At 55.1% G+C, this 17,112-nt stretch carries 12 protein-coding genes; 4 read left to right on the forward strand and 8 right to left on the reverse strand.

All coding sequences use genetic code 11. The features are described from left to right. The first annotated feature begins 32 nt into the window (after positions 1-32). From ABEA92_RS18920 to ABEA92_RS18930, 3 genes are all read left to right on the forward strand, one after another. Positions 33-776 (forward strand): transposase, encoded by a 744-nt coding sequence (locus tag ABEA92_RS18920; RefSeq protein ID WP_345685416.1) that lies wholly within the window; start codon positions 33-35, stop codon positions 774-776. Between the two features lie 70 nt (positions 777-846). Beyond that, a complete protein-coding gene (locus ABEA92_RS18925; RefSeq protein ID WP_345685417.1) occupies positions 847-3,552 on the forward strand; it encodes a PSD1 and planctomycete cytochrome C domain-containing protein in 2,706 nt (901 codons plus the stop codon). 121 nt (positions 3,553-3,673) lie between these two features. Continuing rightward, positions 3,674-5,056, forward strand: a complete 1,383-nt coding sequence (locus ABEA92_RS18930) for a DUF1501 domain-containing protein (protein WP_345685418.1) — start codon at positions 3,674-3,676, stop codon at positions 5,054-5,056. Between the two features lie 148 nt (positions 5,057-5,204). On the opposite strand, the gene ABEA92_RS18935 is transcribed toward ABEA92_RS18930, so the two are convergent. The 7 genes from ABEA92_RS18935 to ABEA92_RS18965 all read right to left on the reverse strand — a co-directional run bounded on the left by ABEA92_RS18935 (position 5,205) and on the right by ABEA92_RS18965 (position 15,271). Continuing rightward, positions 5,205-6,467 carry a DUF1559 family PulG-like putative transporter gene (locus tag ABEA92_RS18935; RefSeq protein WP_345685419.1) on the reverse strand — a complete coding sequence of 421 codons (1,263 nt, stop codon included), beginning with the start codon at positions 6,465-6,467 and terminating at the stop codon, positions 5,205-5,207. Between the two features lie 88 nt (positions 6,468-6,555). Continuing rightward, positions 6,556-6,756 carry a hypothetical protein gene (locus ABEA92_RS18940; protein WP_345685420.1) on the reverse strand — a complete coding sequence of 67 codons (201 nt, stop codon included), beginning with the start codon at positions 6,754-6,756 and terminating at the stop codon, positions 6,556-6,558. Between the two features lie 472 nt (positions 6,757-7,228). Continuing rightward, positions 7,229-8,851 (reverse strand): chaperonin GroEL, encoded by a 1,623-nt coding sequence (gene groL, locus ABEA92_RS18945; RefSeq protein WP_345685421.1) that lies wholly within the window; start codon positions 8,849-8,851, stop codon positions 7,229-7,231. A 33-nt stretch (positions 8,852-8,884) separates the two neighbouring features. Beyond that, complete coding sequence (locus ABEA92_RS18950; RefSeq protein WP_345685422.1) at positions 8,885-9,217, reverse strand: co-chaperone GroES; 333 nt, start codon at positions 9,215-9,217, stop codon at positions 8,885-8,887. A gap of 458 nt (positions 9,218-9,675) precedes the next feature. Further along, positions 9,676-11,745: a DUF4340 domain-containing protein gene (locus tag ABEA92_RS18955; RefSeq protein ID WP_345685423.1), complete on the reverse strand. Its 2,070-nt coding sequence runs from the start codon at positions 11,743-11,745 to the stop codon at positions 9,676-9,678. Between the two features lie 83 nt (positions 11,746-11,828). Then, positions 11,829-14,495, reverse strand: coding sequence for a Gldg family protein (locus ABEA92_RS18960; protein ID WP_345685424.1), 2,667 nt, complete (start codon positions 14,493-14,495; stop codon positions 11,829-11,831). A gap of 56 nt (positions 14,496-14,551) precedes the next feature. Next, complete coding sequence (locus tag ABEA92_RS18965) at positions 14,552-15,271, reverse strand: ABC transporter ATP-binding protein (protein ID WP_345685425.1); 720 nt, start codon at positions 15,269-15,271, stop codon at positions 14,552-14,554. A 449-nt stretch (positions 15,272-15,720) separates the two neighbouring features. On the opposite strand from ABEA92_RS18965, the gene ABEA92_RS18970 reads away from it, so the two are divergent. Then, a complete protein-coding gene (locus tag ABEA92_RS18970) occupies positions 15,721-16,395 on the forward strand; it encodes a nucleotide exchange factor GrpE (protein ID WP_345685426.1) in 675 nt (224 codons plus the stop codon). Positions 16,396-16,477: 82 nt separating this feature from the next. On the opposite strand, the gene ABEA92_RS18975 is transcribed toward ABEA92_RS18970, so the two are convergent. Then, positions 16,478-16,894: a hypothetical protein gene (locus tag ABEA92_RS18975; protein WP_345685427.1), complete on the reverse strand. Its 417-nt coding sequence runs from the start codon at positions 16,892-16,894 to the stop codon at positions 16,478-16,480. Between the last annotated feature and the right edge of the window lie 218 nt (positions 16,895-17,112).

The following is a 17,112-nucleotide window of genomic DNA, read 5'->3' on the forward strand; positions in this document are numbered from 1 at the left end:
GCCAGCCTGCATGAGAAACACATTTTTATCATATGAACAGGCTGGCAGCCTGTGCTACGACGGGAGCCCCGGCCATCGAACTGATCCACAAGCGATCGTTGCCACACTGGTACGTCTCCGGCGCTGCCCACTTCGTTACCTATCGGCTTGCAGGAAGTCTGCCGGTCGCTGTCGTTCACGATCTGAACAAACGCAGAGATCAATTACTCGCCAAACCAACCGATCGTCCGCCTGGCGAATATCGTAGCCACGTCAACCGACTACTGTTTGTCGCGTATGAAAAATACCTTGATCAGCTATCGAACCTTGATTGGCTTCGTAACCCACGCATTGCGTCGATGTTACGCGAAAACCTTTATCACCATGACGAAAGCAAGTGCCACTTACATGCCTACTGCGTGATGCCGAATCACGTGCACGTCCTGTTAACGCCAACCCCAGTGGAAGTTTCACCTTCACTTGATGCAGATGCCGAGATGGTTGTTGGCGAGCGTGCTGACGCCGTAAGTCCGCTCTCAAAAATCATGCACAGCTTGAAGAGCTATACTGCAAACAAGGCAAACCGGGTACTGAAACGGACAGGGACGTTCTGGCAACCCGAGTCCTACGACCATTGGGCACGCAATGACGATGAACTTGAACGAATCACGAACTACATCCGAGCCAATCCCGTGACCGCGGGATTGGTGTCACGACATGAAGATTGGCCGTGGTGCTCGTGCCATGATCGATTCCTAATCGATGGCGACACCACCGCTTGGTTACCCACAACGTAGTAGTGCAGGCTGCCAGCCTGCATTAGACACGCTATTTCTAAAACTAACAGGCTGGCAGCCTGTACTACTTATGAAAACCATTTTCCTCCTCGCGTTTTTCCTTTTCACAGCCACCGCAGTGTTGGCTGAGGAGATGGACAGTGTTAGCGAGGACGAAAAGCTGTTTGCCCTGCACGTGAAACCGCTGCTAGAGGAAAAATGTCTTGCTTGTCATGGCCAAGATCCGGACCGAATCGAAGGTGGTTTGGATCTGCGATCACGCGACGGCGTGCTAGCAGGCGGCGATTCGTTCGACACCGATGTGGTGCTAACTGGCGATGGGCAACACAGCATCCTGTACCTCAGCACGACGCGGCAAATCGAAGACTATGAGATGCCGCCGAAACAGGCGGATCAACTGTCCGAGCAACAGCAGTGGTTCATTCGTGATTGGATTGACGCCGGGGCTCCGTGGCCAAGTGACGATCGGGTTAAACAGATTCAACAAGCGTATGCCGAAGGCGAACAAGTCCTGGTTTCGCGTGCCCTCTCCGACGCGTGGCAAAACCGACGTTATGCACCGGAACAATTGTGGGCGTACCGTCCAATCGAAAAACAGGACGTACCGGACGGTCACCATCCGGTCGACTGGTTTATCAACAAAAAACTGGCCGAACACGATGTCACACCGGCACCGCCTGCGGATGCCGCAACACTGGTTCGCCGACTCCGCTTTGGGCTGACCGGATTGCCCCCCACTCCTGCCGAGGTCAAGCGGTTCGTAGCGGACTATCAAGCGGATTCGGATGCCGCGGTCGCCAGCTACGCGGCACGGTGGATGGCATCGCCGCACTACGGTGAACACTTTGCGATGCATTGGCTTGACGTCGTCCGCTATGCCGATACCGCCGGCTTCGCGAACGATTACAGCCGCCCTAACGCATGGCGGTACCGTGACTATGTCGTTCGCTCGTTCAATGAGGACAAACCGTACAACCAATTCGTGCGTCAGCAGATCGCCGGCGACGAGATCGATGAAACCAACGCCGAAAACTTGATCGCGACCGGCTTCCTACGCATGGGGCCTTGGGAACAAACCGGCATGAGTGTGTTCAAGGAAACTCGCGGACAATGGTTGGACGATGTGACTGACACGGTGGGGCAAACCTTCCTCGCGCATTCGATGTCGTGCTGCAAATGTCATGATCACAAATTCGATCCGGTGCCGACGCGTGACTACTACCGCATGATGGCAGTCTTCTCGACCACTCAGTTTGCTGAGCGAGAGGCGGCATTTCTGGACCAAGAGAACCAACAAGGGTTCGCGGCGGATTCGCAATGGGTTGATGCCAAAATTGCTGCGTACGAGACACAGAGGAAACAGCTTTCGGCAAAGATCCAGCGGCGAAAACGACAGGAATCTGGCAACGCCAAGGTTGGCGACAACGGGCTGGATCCTGGTGACGAAGCCTCGCTGGCTCGGATCTCCAAAAACATCTCGCGACATGGCATCGAGCGTGATCGCAGCGAACCAATGGCGTTATCCGTTTACACCGGAGCAACCATTTCACGAAAGAACATTAGCGGGCGAATCGACCTGCCCGACGATCGCTGGAAGAAAGGCGAAATTGAACAGGATGTCATCCACAGCGGCGGAGACGTGTACGCGACCGGCGACGTCGTCACCCCGGGTGCCCTCAGTGCAGCCGAGTCGCTCGGGCAAATGAATGCGGTCGAATTCCCCAGCGGCAAAGGCGATCGCCGTCGAGCATTGGCCGATTGGATTGTCGATCCGACAAACCCGCTTACGGCCCGAGTCATTGTCAATCGCGTGTGGTCGTGGCATTTCGGCAAAGGCATCGCGGCAAATCCGAACAACTTTGGCGGAACCGGTGGATTCCCCTCCCATCCTGAATTGCTGGACCATTTGGCAGCGTGGTTCATGGACAACGGAGGCTCGATCAAGAAATTGAATCACCTGATTGTCACTTCCGCTGCCTACCGCCGCGACAGCCGGCACCCGGATCCCGATCAACTGCAAGAAAAGGATCCGCTGAATCAGCTCTATGCAACCTTTCAACCACGACGGTTGACGGCGGAGGAACTGCGTGACGCTATGCTTTCGGTCAGCGGTGAACTCGAACGAACCGTCGGCGGAATCCCCTGTCGCCCTGACATCAATCTCGAGGTCGCGTTTCAACCGCGACAGATCATGGGAGGCGCCGCATCGGTTTACGAACCCGATCCGATGCCGCAGCAGCGAAACCGCCGTACCCTGTATGCCGAGCGCATTCGTGGTCTGCGAGACCCATTCATGGAAACGTTCAATCAACCGGGGCCAGACAAATCCTGTGAACTGCGTGAAACGTCTACCGTGGCACCACAAGCGTTAACGTTGCTCAACTCGCAGGAGGTTTTTGACCGGGCAATCGCCTTCGCTAATCGTTTGATCACTGCGGAACTGGTAAACGACGAAGCCACGCTGCGTCGTGCCTTCGAATTGGCCGTTGCCCGCGAACCGAACGACCGCGAACTCGCTCTCTGTCTAGCCCATTGGCAATCAGCCCGCGATGAAGAGTCGAGCAAGACCTACGAGCGTCCAATCTTTGCCGATCGCATTACACGCACGGTGATGGCTGAAAAGACCGGCGAGCCCTATCGCTTTGAAGAGATCCTCCCCGCTTACAAAACCTACGTGCCGGACCTTGGGCCGGCCGACGTCGACGCTAACACTCGTGGCTTGGCCCATGTCTTGTTGGTCATCCTCAACACGAACGAGTTTTCGTATTTGGACTGAGTCGCCCCTCGTAGTGCAGGCTGTAAGCCTGCAGGAAAGAATACAAAACAGGTTAGCAGCCCGTACTACAACACACACAACAGGCTGGCAGCCTGTACTACGCCTTGCACGGCAGTGAATCATGAATCATACCATTGTCAAACCAAATCGCCGCGACACGTTGTTCGGACTTGGTACAGGGCTAGGATCGATCGCTTTTGCGTCGATGGTTCATGGAAATGAATCATTGCCACACCATGCAGCGAAAGCCAAGCGATGTATCTTTTTAATGATGGAAGGCGGTCCGTCACATCTGGACACCTTTGATCCCAAACCCGAGTTGGCGAAACAGCACTTGAAAGCGTTCACCCGCAGTGGTGAGATGGAAAGTGCAATGTCCTCCGGCAAACGCTACTTTGTCAAAAGTCCCTTCGACTTTGTCAAAGCGGGCCAGTGCGGAGCCGACATCTCCTCCCCTTGGGTGCACTTACGGGAAATGGTGGACGAGATTTGTTTCTATCGGGGCGCGCAAGTCGAATCGGTCAACCATCCCACGGCTTGCTACCAACTGAACACCGGAAATCAATTTGGCGGCGACCCCGCCGTCGGTTCCTGGGTCACTTATGGATTGGGATCTCCCAACGAGAACTTACCTGGTTTCGTCGTACTTCCGCGAACGAGTTATCCGCAAGGGGGAGCGGGGAATTGGTCCAACGGATTCCTGCCCGCCAAGTTTCAAGGCACTCCGCTTCGATCCTCAGGCAGCCCCATTTTGGATCTCTCTCCCGTCGACGAGATCACGCAGGATCGGCAACGCGAGAATCTCGACTTACTGGCCCAACTGAATCAACAGCATTTGGCCGCGCGGCCCGGACGTAGCGATTTGGCGGCCCGCATGGACAGCTACGAACTGGCCTACTCGATGCAGACCGAGGTTCCCGGCGTGATCGATCTCGACGGAGAATCCGCACGAACGCTAGCAGCTTATGGGATCGGTGATGCCAAAACCGACGACTTTGGACGTAAATGTTTACTTGCCCGCCGCTTGGTCGAAAAGGGCGTTCGTTTTGTGCAGGCCTACGCGGGCAATTGGGATAGCCACGACTATATCCAAAAGGCCCATGGATCGCTGATTCGCAGCGTCGATAAACCGATCGCGGCACTGCTTCGCGATTTGAAACAACGCGGTATGCTCGAGGACACGCTGGTGGTTTGGTGTGGCGAATTCGGACGCACCCCCGACAACGGCCTTCGCGGCGGCGGCCAATCGTATGGTCGTGACCACAATGCCAAAGCAATGACGATGTGGTTCGCTGGCGGCGGCACTCGCGCCGGACACACGGTCGGCGCAACCGATGAAATTGGCGGCGAGGCGGTCGAGTGTGTCCATCACATCCGCGACGTCCATGTCACACTGTTACATCTGCTGGGTTTGGACGATAACCAACTGACCTACTACCACGCCGGTCGCCACAAACAGTTGTCGCAATTCGGCGGATCGGTCATCAAAGAACTGTTGGCCTAATCTGTTCGGCGAATCCGATTCGCCGGAGCATCCAAACATTGCGGACATCCCCCTGCCGCAAGTAGCGAGTCAATCAGACTCGGTCTACTCGCTTAGTTTTTCCAAGGACATCTCAGAACGCGTGAGAAAGCCTCTATGACATTGAGTATTAAAACTCGCCGTCGATCAGTTCTTTATTGGCCCGAGTCCCAAGTGCTCCCCAAAGACCATAAGGACTTTTGGATCCAGCGGGGTTGATGACCCAGCCGTCGTGGCGAACAGGAGGAGCCTTTGAGTTCCCGGCTTCGATGGAATCAGTAATGAATTTTACCGCGCCGTCGGCCATCAGCACATGGACACCGCCCTGGTGGCGGCTGCTTGGCGGAAGCACTCCCTCGTTATGTCGGTTATCCTGCATGCAAATCTCCGAATTCGGAGGAAGGATGGTGTTCATCGCACTGAACAATGGTCGACCATATGCCCACTTGTAACCGCGTGCCATTTCCGCATCAGGTCCGGTGACGGCAGGCGAAGAAACGAACGGAGCTCCGTTGACCCAAAACTGCGGACGTTGTGGATCGAGCATTGGACGACACTCCAACGCATTGTTCGGTCCGGTCGGATCGCTCGAGCTGGCCATGATGCTGCCGGGAGCGTCCGCGGGCCAAGTTCGTGCATCGCGATCACCTAAATCGGTACAAATTTCACCCGCGGCAATCGTGTTTGCCAAACCGTCCAAAATCTCACTGAATTTCGTCGACCGGCTGGCGACAAAGACGCCGCGACACGCCGCACGCTCGGCGGTATACCACCCGGTGCTTGGCGAAACCGCTCGGTCATCCTGATTCCCTACATGCATGTGATGTGTCGAGTCGCCCAAACACGCCGCATAGTTGGTTCGACCTTGAGCGGGTAGCCCCTCGCCTGGATCACTAGGGCAACGAAGCGAAGGGATATTCGTCAACCAAGGCGAGTATCGATTTCCGGCCGCACCATGGTCGGAGATGTTCATTCGCGGATCGGGGCCCATCGCTTGGAAATCGACAACGCCATTGCCATCGGAATCCATCGGATTACTAATCTGTTCCCAAAGTGCTTGTTGCTCAAAGAATGGCGTCAATCCTGGCAACCAACTTAGTTCGTTGCGATTGTGTCCTCCTCCGCCATCCCGACGCAGCGCTGGATTTGGCGAGCCAGAGTTAGCCGTATTGGTCGTTCCTCTGGAGTGTGCCGGCAACTGGTTGTAGGCGGCATGGTAGTTGTGAAGTGCAAGCCCAATCTGCTTGAAATTGTTGCTGCAACTCATCCGCCGAGCTGCTTCCCGTGCGGCTTGAACCGCAGGCAGCAGCAGGCCTACCAAGACACCGATAATTGCAATCACAACCAATAGTTCGACGAGGGTAAAACCTCGTGTTTGCTTTGAACGTAGCATCCATCAGACCTCTGATTAATGGCAAAAAAGAACCGAGGCATATGCCTGCGGATAAAAAGACTCTTAAAACGACCGCACGGCGTATCGGCTATTCAGTGGTGTTGCCGTTGTCCAGCGTGGCACCACTATCGAAGTCGTGCGGGTTTTCGGAAACATACTCCGACAACTCATCCGAACTCGGTGATGTCGCTGTATCTCCTCCGCATCCGCTGTGCGACAAGCACATCAAGACAACGACAAACGAAATGAGTGAAATTCTCTGTTGCGGACGAAACAGGGGGCGTCTCATGCGAAATAGCCTACGTGTAAAAAAGACGATCGATAAAATGCAGATAGAAATAGGGCGAATGGGTGCATCCACACTAACGTTGCAGAAACCGCCCTAGCTGCCATGCTAAAAGAGGGATCGGCGCAAGTCAACCTGCCACTCCACTGGCTGCACAGCATTCATCGGAAAAGGCTATAGAGTGGCTCACGACTCTATACAGTCAGGCCGTTGCTGCCGCACAAGCTCGTATTCTCGTGAGCGGACCTCGTCTGACACTGCGGCAGACGGGACGCAACGAACCGCTGAGACAATAATCTGAGACGAAGATCACGTGACTGCAACGATCGAGAACGAGCAGCTCTCTGGCCTGCCCCCCAAACGTCCAATCGTGTTTCATGTCGCCCCAACTTGGAAACAAAAAAAGCCGCCGATGCCCAAGCAGGCAACGACGGCGAACGCAGGAGTAAGCGGAGCAATCGCAACTCAACAGCGACTAGTACATGTCATAGTCGCCGCCGTGCCCCTTGGCTGACTTCGTTTCCGCCTTGGGCTTGTCTGCAATCAATGCATCACTGGTTAGCAGCAACGTCGAGACACTCGACGCGTTTTCGAGTGCCGTGCGGACCACTTTGGTGGGGTCGATGACGCCGCATTCCACCAGATCTTCATAGGTGTTCGTGGCAGCGTTGTAGCCGTAGTTGCCTTGCTCGGCAGCCACTTTCTCGCACACCAACGATCCGTCTTGACCCGCATTCTCGGCAATCCAAGTCATCGGCGCTCGACATGCTCTTAGCACGATGTTGTATCCGGCACGTTCATCGTCATTTAGTTTTGATGCGTCACACTGGCTGGCCGCTCGCACGAGTGCCACGCCGCCACCGGGCAGGATGCCCTCTTCGACTGCGGCACGCGTTGCGGACAGCGCGTCTTCGTAACGCATCTTCTTTTCTTTGACTTCGGCTTCGGTCGCGCCACCGACGCTGATCTTGGCCACGCCGCCCACCAGTTTCGCTTTGCGTTCTTGCAACTTTTCGCGATCGTATTCGCTGGTCGACTTGTCATACTCCGTCTCGATCTGCTTGATGCGAGCGTGAATATCCTCAGTCTTGCCGGCACCCTCGATGATCGTTGTGTTTTCCTTGTCGATGATGACCTTCTTGGCACGCCCAAGGTCGGCAAGTTCGATGTTCTCGAGCTTCACCCCTAAGCTTTCAAAGAACGCTTTGCCACCGGTCAAAATGGCCATGTCTTCCATCATTGCTTTACGGCGGTCGCCATAGCCAGGTGCTTTCACCGCGGCGGCAACGAAGGTTCCCCGCAAACGGTTCACCACCAGCGTTGCTAAGGCTTCGCCGTCGACATCTTCAGCAATGATGAGCAGCGGTTTGCCTGCTTTGGCAACTTTTTCTAGCAGCGGCACGAAGTCACGCAGGTTGCTGATCTTCTTTTCATGGATCAGCACATAGGGTTCTTCGAGCACACACTCCATCGTGTCAGGCGAGGTGACGAAATAGGGCGACAGGTAGCCTTTGTCAAACTGCATCCCCTCGACCCATTTGACTTCGGTTTCGAGGCTCTTGCCTTCGTCGATCGTGACGACGCCGTCCTTGCCGACTTTGTCCATCGCATCGGCAACGATCTGGCCGACCTTGGGATCTTGGTTGCCACTGATTCGAGCCACCTGTTCCATCTCTTTGCGGCCTTTGATCGGCGTCGACATCGATTTGAGCTTGCTGACGATGTCTTCGACCGCTTGCTCGATGCCACGTTTCATGCCGATCGGATTGGTCCCCGCCACAACGGCTCGCAACCCTTCGTTAAAAATCGCTTCGGCAAGCACGGTCGCCGTCGTCGTTCCGTCCCCGGCGACATCGTTGGTCTTCGAAGCTACTTCGCGGACCATCCGTGCCCCCATGTTTTCATAGGGGTCTTCGAGTTCGATCTCTTTGGCAACGGTAACGCCATCTCGAGTGACAACGGGCGATCCGTAACTCTTTTGGATGATCACATTGTGCCCGCCCGGCCCAAGTGTGCTACGGACAGTCTTGGCCAATTTGTAAACACCGCGACGCATCGATTCGCGGGCTTCTTGTTCAAAAGCAATCATTTTTGACATAGTTGATTTCCTATTCCGAGTTGATTCCCTTGCCTACTCTTCGATGACCGCCAAGATGTCACTCTCTCGGACGATGGTGTATTTGATCTCGCCAACTTCAAATTCGTCGCCACCGTACTTGCTCAGCAGAACGTGGTCGCCTGGCTTGACCGAGAGAGGATGACAGGTGCCGTTGTCATCGAGTTTGCCGGGGCCAACCGCAATCACTTTCGCTTGGTTGACTTTCTCTTTTGCAGAATCGGGCAGCACGATGCCGCCGGATGTCATCTCGTCCGCTTCGTCACGTTGGCAGACAACGCGGTCGGCAAGAGGTTTTAGCTTCAGGTTAAGACTGGAATTTGCTTCTGATTTCGTAGCAGTCGCCATGAAATGCCCTCCATTGTTCGCTTGGACATTGCACAACTTTCGTGGCCCTGCCGCTCCGGAGCCACAGCCAATTTGGCACAACGCCAGCGGCAAAAATCCGAAATAGCAACCGCCGTGCCAGACGATTTTGGCACGGGAACTCAGGCCTGAACTGCGTTGCTCATGACCTGACGATCGGACAAAACGGTGTCTCCCGAGTACCTCAGTCCGATTGTACTTTCAAGCAATGGAATCGGCTGTCATGATTTGGCACCGCAAGCAGAATTGCACCTGCCGGAAAGGCACGATGCCCTAACAAAATGCCCTCTCCCGCCGCGGAATCCGGGCGGGAGAGGGTTATTGCGATCGGGGAAACCACTTGATGACGTTGCCATCGCATTAACGTCACGCCTCAGACGTCATAGCGTCATTGCGACTGAGCCACAATGAATGCGGGATGACGATCTGATGTCGATCCCCTACGGAGTTTCGGCTGATCCATCGTCGCTGGACTCGCTGAGCGTTTGGGCAGACGAACCGTCGGCTGAGTCGTCGGTCGCGGACTCCGTTTTCGTTACGGTTTCAGCGTCCGGCGTAGCTTCGTGTTTCGAATCCACTTCCGAATCGGAGGACTCCATTTCGGTTCTATCAGCGGTCTTCGTCGCGGTTGCAGCTTCCGGTTCAGTTTCAGCCGCAGCCTGAGTTTCAGTTTCGGGCTTGGCCGTAGCCTCCGTTTCGGAATCAGTCGCGGCCTCGGTTTCCGATGGATCGCTCGACGTTTCGGTCACCGCACAGGATTCTTCATTTGCTGCCGCGTCGTCCTCGGATGCCTCTTTGGCTTTGATAAAGTCACTGCGTGACAGGGCAAGCTTATCGTACTGTTCCCCTGGGATCACGTAGTACCACTGAGCATAACGGTGATTCAGCTCCTCTGCCTTTTCTTTACCCGCTTTCACCTTCTCTTGATAGGATTCAAACTCTCGCAGCTTCGATTGATACTCGTCCATCTGGTTCTCGTATTCCTTGCGGAGTTCTTCAAGCTTCGCAGCCTCTTGCTCGTCTACTTCAGCCCCAGCCTCCTCGGACTCGTTCACATCAGACGAGTTGGCCGAGTCTTTCTGCTCTAAAGCTTCGGGCTTCTCGGGTTCGCTTGGTTTGGACGGCTCATCTCCAAAATACTGCTTGTCAAATGCAACGGTGACGAAGACATAACGCCCAGGCTTCTCCTTGTCCTTCTGCTGCTCGTCGCCATTACCGCTCTCTTCGCCTTGTTCGTCGGAAGCGTCGCCGGTTTTCTCGGAAGCCTCGGACTGTTTGTCGTCTTCATCACTCGAGGCACTCGTGAGGCCAATTTCCAATTCCTCTTCGCTGCCAGTAAAGACGCGACCGAAGTGCAGTTTGTACACCAGCCCTTCGTTCGTTGCCGTGGACAACTCACCCTCGCGAGCGATCAGCTTCAAGGTGTCTGGATCGCTATCGCTGGCCGGCTGCAACAAAAAGCCTCGCGAAAGCAGGTCGGATTGCAACCGGTCCACGTCGCGCTGCGATCCCACCGCCTCGCGATCGAGCTGCAGTTGCGGCGTCAACCCTTTCTGCTTTGGCCGCACGCCGGCGATATTCAGTCCGGCGATCGCGATGATCGTTTCACGCACGGCATCTTGATCTACCTCAGCAACGGCGTCGTCGATTTCGGCCATCTGCCATGGTTCGCCTGAACTTTCGCGACGAAGCGTGGTAACATCCCGCTGCGTCACCGTCGCATTGAGTTCGTCGAATTGATAATCGTTCAAGCTCAGTTGAACGATATCGGAACTGCTGACCCCCAGTAGATCGGTGTCGATCCACTCGCGGAATCGTGTGGACAGATCGATGTCCAGCGTCGCGACATAGGTTTCGTCCTCTTCGGGGTGGCGGACGTAATATTGGTTCACTTCTCCTTCGACCGGATCACCGATGATGTAATCAGCCAGCACCTCGTTGCCCTCGCCGCGGAGTGTCAATCGTTTTCCGATCCCTTCGAGTTGATCGACGCCGAGCGAATCGACTTTGGGATCGACAACGCCGTAGCGGGGATGATCTGATGCCCATCGGCTGACCATTGCCCCCCGCGTGATGCCGATCACACTGCTGGCAGTTTTCGCTAGTTGATCCTCCGCATCGGCAGGATAATTGTGATGCGAGGGAATTACCCATTGCCCATTCTGTGTCTGCTCCACCGCGAACTCTTGCGCAGTCACTTGTTCCTTGTCGATGACCGCGACGTTCAGCGCCATCGCACGGGTTGGGTCGGTGAAATCGGGAAAGAAGGGCTGCCCCACTTTCCCGTATTCTCGAATTTCAGCTGGACGGCTTGCCCATTCGACCACTGCGGTGACTGCCAAACACGCAAGTCCTGCGACCGCGTAGAGCACCGTCCGTCGAGATTCGCTGCCGAGTGTCGACCAGCGTTTACTGACCGACTCAGACGCGGTACGAATTGAGTCTCCGGCATGCCCTCCGAGCTTGCCGTTATCGTTCGGGGTACTTTGACTATGAGTAATGGTGGACATCGAAACTTTTCCCTAAATGACGAAAGGTTGGCTTCTGGAATTCGCGAGTTGACGGTCGTGAGCGACCGTACTATCTGCTCGAATCAATGGACGTTGGAATCATCGGACGATCGATCGCGGCGACGCGAATCGAGGACGTTGTTGCGTTCGTCTTTGGAACGTTGAACAAAGACGAACAATCCAAGTGCCAACGCCGGGATTGCTGGCAGGCCAACGGACCAGAGCCGGATATTCGATTCCAATTTTCGGATTTGACGGTTTGTGGTCGCACGGATCTTGCGGATTTGGTCGTTCTTTTCTTGTTCGATCTGTGCCTCGGCCAACGTCATTCGCTTCTGCTCGGCCTCTTGAGCCTGTCGTAACATCTGAGCTTTGGCGATCGGATCCAAATCTTCGTTCTCTTGGATCTCCTTGACCCGCTTGCTCAATTGTTCGCGACGAAGCTCCAACTCTTTTTCGGCAGCCTGGTCCGCTTTGCGTTCCGCTTCGTTCGCTGCTTCAAGGAATTCGCGTTTTTGTTCTTCCACACGGACCAGCGTTCGATGAGCTGGTCGACGACTGCGAAGTTCTAGAAAGGAGGTGTCGCCGACCAACGAATCGACGGCATTCAAAACGAAGGTAACATTGTCAAACTTCATACTCAAATTGCCGAGATTCCGTTCTTGAAAGAAGAAATCGGAAATCATATCGACATCCGCGACAAAGATCGCATTGACCGAATTGTCACCCTCCCGAGTCACTTTGGCGGCGATGGTGTGCGTGTTTGCATCGATCACTCGGAATGGGTTTTGCCGAGGATTGACGGCCGCTTGCATCGTAAACATGTTGAAACCGCTGTCGTCCACAAATTCCTCCCATCGCAACACACCCGACTCGCGACCGGTCTGTAAAAGCGGTTCAAATTGGGTGTCCGAATCGTTTGCCGCGCGAACTTCTCCTGGATAAAGTGCAATCAACTCTTGCAGCCCACGCGTGATTTCATCGTCGCGATTAAACGATTCCGAATCAGTCTGCTGACGAGTGACGAAGACATATTCCGCAGGCAGCATTGCAAATTCAGGATGCGGGTTGTTCATGTCAAAAACGACCGCATCGTATTGCCAACGAAGCCCGAGGGCATTGAGTAACCGTGTCGCTTTGCCGCCATCGGCTTTGGATTCGCTGGGCGAACCGCCTCCCATCATCGACGAGTGCCCGCGTTTTGGTTGCCGCGGAGCTCCGGTGACACCAAATCCGTTGCTTCCTAGGGTCAACGGAAACGGGTCATCAAAAACCAACAGCGGACTGCCGGTTTTGGCGTAGTTGACCAGATTGTCCATTTCGGATTCCGTCAACGATGAAGGCATCACCGCCAACAGCACATCAAACTTTTCGGCGTTGATCTCGCTCGACGCCGAAACCTCTTCGACGTCGTATTGCTTGCGAAGCTCCTCTACGATCTGCCAATCGCTGCCCGACATCAATCCTGCATCGGTACTCAGCACGCCAACCGTATGTCGTTCTTCGCTGGCCACGGTTTGGATCGATCGCGTCAACTCGTATTCAATCGGCAACCCCTTTCCAAAGAATGGAACGACCACCTTGTCATAGCTGCTGATCACCACGGCGCCGAGATACACGTCGACTTCGCTGCGTCGCCCATCACGCTCAGTCATGACTTGGACCGGCTCGATCCCAAAGTGCTCGGCTTCTTCGGCTTGCGGACTGAACGGTTCGACGTCGACATAACGAACCGCAAGATTCTTGCCTCCAAGCTCATCGAATTGTCGCAGCAATCCGACTAGGCGCTTTCGCGTCTCGGTGTATTCGCGGGGCACCTCGGGGCTTAGAAACGCTTGGATCTCGATTGGGCGTTCGGATTCAAGTTTAGCGAGGATCGATTTTGTGGTTGGCGAAAGACTGAATAGCCGCTGGCTCGTGGCATCGACGCGAAGTGCGCTGTAGCCAGCCCACGCGGTTGCACAGCCCAGCACGGCCGCGACACTGACCGCTCGGATTGCGAACTGCGTCGCCATCGAAGGCTCGCGTTTGGTTTGCCAATGTCGACGGGTCATGACGACGTAGTTCAAATACAACATCAACACCGTCAAGCTGACGAAATACAAAACCCCGGTTAGCGGAACGACGCCCATACCAAAATCACGAAACTGTTCCGCCAGACTAAACTGGTTCAGCGTGTCACCCAAACCCAGCAAATTGCCGAGGTTGCCGATAAATACCGGAATCCCACACAACAAAATGCCGACGACAAATGCCACCGTCATGTTCGATGTCAGCAGCGACGCGAGCATGCCGGCACTGAGCAGCGCCGCCCCCGCGATCCAGTAACCGAAATAGGTCGTCGCAATCAGTCCCCAATCGGGGTTGCCAAGAAACATCAATACCATGACGTGAGCCATCGAGAAGACCAGTGCCACGCTGTAAACGGCCAGAACGGCAGCATACTTTCCTAGCAGAATCTCTTTCTCGCTGGCGGGCATCGTAAATAGCAATTCGTCGGTCCCCATCTTCTTCTCTTCGGCCCACACACTCATGGTGACCGCGGGAATGAAAAACAGCAGCAATACCGGGTACCACTGAGACAATTGATCCAGCGACGGAGTGTTGCCGGTAAAGAACCGCGCGTTAAACGCGAGTGCACCTCCCAACACCACAAAGACGACAATGAAAAGGTAACCAAGGACACCAGAGAAATAGCTGGCAAAGTTGCGTTTAAAGATGGATTGAATGACTCTTTTTCGCAGTTGCATCTTCGAATTCCTTCGTTGTTTTGTTGTATTCATGCGGGCTGTGAAGGAACCGCCACTCACGCGGCGATCGTCAATTCGCGGAACTTCGCTTCCATTGCGTCACTGTGAGGACCAAGTTCCGAAGTGGGGCCATCGAACACCAAGCGTCCTTCGTTGATCAACACGACGCGACTGCACACCGCATGGACTTCCTGCAGAATGTGCGTCGACAACAAGACGGTTTTGGTTTCGCTAAGACTCTCGATGAGCTGACGAACTCCATGAACCTGATTGGGGTCCAGCCCGCTGGTGGGTTCATCCAGAATCAGCACATCGGGATCATGCAATAACGCTTGAGCCATCCCGACGCGTTGGCGATACCCCCGCGATAATTTGCCAATCGCTTTTTTCCATACATCACCGAGCGAACACTGCTGACAAACCCAACCCAAACGATCCTCCAATTCGCCGCCGCCAAGCATGCGGGTTTCGCCAACGTATCTTAAAAATGAATTCGGCGTCATCTCGGGGTACAACGGCCCGTTTTCAGGCAGGTAACCGAGACGCTCTGCCGCGGCGATACGGTCACTATGCACATCGAATCCTCCAATGCGTGCGGTTCCTGTGTCGGGGGATAAGAAGCCCGTCAACATTTTCATCGTTGTGGACTTACCCGCGCCGTTGGGTCCAAGAAACGCACAAACTTGACCTGCGGGAACCGAGAAGGTGATGTTCTGAGCGGCGGCAAACTCACCATAAAATTTCGACAGACCTGACGCTTCGATCATGTCGCTCATAGGCGGATGTCTCCTGATGGGGGAAATGCAGTTCGCGGCATGGGGTGACGTCGTCTGAGCTCTCAGCGATCACCACGCACGACAGCGGCCAATTTCGCATGCCTCCTAGCATCCCGCGTGCCAAGGCAACCACCACGTTTTCGATCGGCCATTCGAGTGCCAATATGTCGCTACTTCCGACAAACTGTCGCTACAGCAACCTTCTCCAGCCGCTGTTCGTACAGAGATAAATGACGTGTGACGAAATCTCCGGCTAACTCGCTCGCTCGTGCGAGCGCAACGCGTTGCCAACGGGTACCACCGAAACACAAAAGCCAAGTTCCGCTGATAAACGTCACCATGGCATGACACTTGCCGCAGTAATTTGGCAAGGCCAGCCCTTCACGGTCGGCGTCTGCGTCGCATCGCCGGCCTTGGCGAGCCGATACCTGTGTAGCGGAGGCAATCCCATGAACCACTCGAACCTTCCACTTCGCGAGAGATTAGCGGCGAGTGAGGACCAACTCGCTCGCACCACCGCCGAGTTTCACGACTATCGTCATCGCAGCCGAAATGAACTCAATGAGGAGAAGAAGTATTCGGGCATCCATTTGATGCACGACTTGCTTCCAGTGCTCGACAATCTCGATCGGGCCATTCTATCGGGGCAACACTCCGGCGATTTTGACGCGCTGATGGAGTCGGTCGAATTGGTTCGCGATCAGTTCTATGACGCACTCTCTAAACATGGACTACGCGAAGTCTCGGGGTCATGGAGCCCCTTCGATCCAAAACAACATCGCGTGATCGGGCAAAAGGATTCGGATAAACATCCCGACGGATCGGTGTTGGAAGTGGTCGAGCAGGGCTACCGATTGCACGATCGTGTGATTCGACCATCCAAGGTTATTGTTTCTCGAAGTGATTCACCAACACAGGGAGAGAATCCAGTGAACGACTATATTATTGTCGAAACCGACGACGGTTACACCATCGCAGGCGTCCCCAATGGATCGACCGCTGAATCTGCAGCCATGGATGCGGGAGGCGTGCTGATCGACGACGTCCGATACAAGACGTTCGACGAGGCCCAAGACGTGTTAATGGCGTTACCCAGCCCGTATCCCGAACGGGCGAACGATTGAGTTGGATTCGCTTGAAAGCACGCTGAACACCCGTTTCCCGTGGTCACGGGAGACGGGGATGCGACCTCGCAGTGGCACCACGTTACGTTGATGCCGCGGACCCGAGACGAGATCGATTGTTGGCGGCGGAGGAGTGTAACAATCCGGCAGACAAACCGGTCTCGGCCGAGCTCGCCGCATTGGTTTGTCGCGTCAATCGCCGCCAGCGTTTCAACAGCCGATTGGCTTGTCGAGTGCGAGCGTTCATTTCGGCCCCCGTCGTTGGCAGTGGCTTCTCACAAAATTGGCAAAGCTGCGATTCCAATTCGATGCACAATCGCACCGCATCGACACATTGTCCTGCGAGCCGCTCACAAACCGATGCTAGTTGCTTCTCTAACTGCAGGGTCAACGTTTCCCATTGCAATCGCAAATCTCGCTTCCTCATGATCTCAAATGCTCCTCGTTCGGCGATGTCGCAAAACGCCGTTGGGTTACAAGGGGCGTTTTGTGGTTTCATCGGGACGAAAGTGCATTCGGCGTACCGAACTTTGATGACACTTTGCCGCAGTGTCTCCGGCCCAACCTGCGGACGCGTTGTCCGGTCGGGATCGGCGCCGTGCCAGATTGGCTTTGAGCCCTAGTTTTACGGTGTTTTGGTACGACGGTTGCAATACGCAGTCGCGATTCATTTTCCGTTTCTATCGGCTTGGCCTCTGGCGCCCGTGGTCGTTACTC

This window comes from Novipirellula caenicola (assembly GCF_039545035.1).
In the GTDB taxonomy this organism is placed as follows: domain Bacteria; phylum Planctomycetota; class Planctomycetia; order Pirellulales; family Pirellulaceae; genus Novipirellula; species Novipirellula caenicola.

What these genes read in the sequence shown, in the direction of transcription:
- ABEA92_RS18970 (WP_345685426.1), top strand. Translation starts at nt 15,721, where the DNA reads ATGAACCACTCGAACCTTCCACTTCGCGAGAGATTAGCGGCGAGTGAG.
- ABEA92_RS18950 (WP_345685422.1), bottom strand. Translation starts at nt 9,217, where the DNA reads ATGGCGACTGCTACGAAATCAGAAGCAAATTCCAGTCTTAACCTGAAG.
- ABEA92_RS18935 (WP_345685419.1), bottom strand. Translation starts at nt 6,467, where the DNA reads ATGCTACGTTCAAAGCAAACACGAGGTTTTACCCTCGTCGAACTATTG.
- ABEA92_RS18955 (WP_345685423.1), bottom strand. Translation starts at nt 11,745, where the DNA reads ATGTCCACCATTACTCATAGTCAAAGTACCCCGAACGATAACGGCAAG.
- ABEA92_RS18940 (WP_345685420.1), bottom strand. Translation starts at nt 6,756, where the DNA reads ATGAGACGCCCCCTGTTTCGTCCGCAACAGAGAATTTCACTCATTTCG.
- ABEA92_RS18930 (WP_345685418.1), top strand. Translation starts at nt 3,674, where the DNA reads ATGAATCATACCATTGTCAAACCAAATCGCCGCGACACGTTGTTCGGA.
- ABEA92_RS18925 (WP_345685417.1), top strand. Translation starts at nt 847, where the DNA reads ATGAAAACCATTTTCCTCCTCGCGTTTTTCCTTTTCACAGCCACCGCA.
- groL (WP_345685421.1), bottom strand. Translation starts at nt 8,851, where the DNA reads ATGTCAAAAATGATTGCTTTTGAACAAGAAGCCCGCGAATCGATGCGT.
- ABEA92_RS18960 (WP_345685424.1), bottom strand. Translation starts at nt 14,495, where the DNA reads ATGCAACTGCGAAAAAGAGTCATTCAATCCATCTTTAAACGCAACTTT.
- ABEA92_RS18920 (WP_345685416.1), top strand. Translation starts at nt 33, where the DNA reads ATGAACAGGCTGGCAGCCTGTGCTACGACGGGAGCCCCGGCCATCGAA.
- ABEA92_RS18965 (WP_345685425.1), bottom strand. Translation starts at nt 15,271, where the DNA reads ATGAGCGACATGATCGAAGCGTCAGGTCTGTCGAAATTTTATGGTGAG.
- ABEA92_RS18975 (WP_345685427.1), bottom strand. Translation starts at nt 16,894, where the DNA reads ATGAAACCACAAAACGCCCCTTGTAACCCAACGGCGTTTTGCGACATC.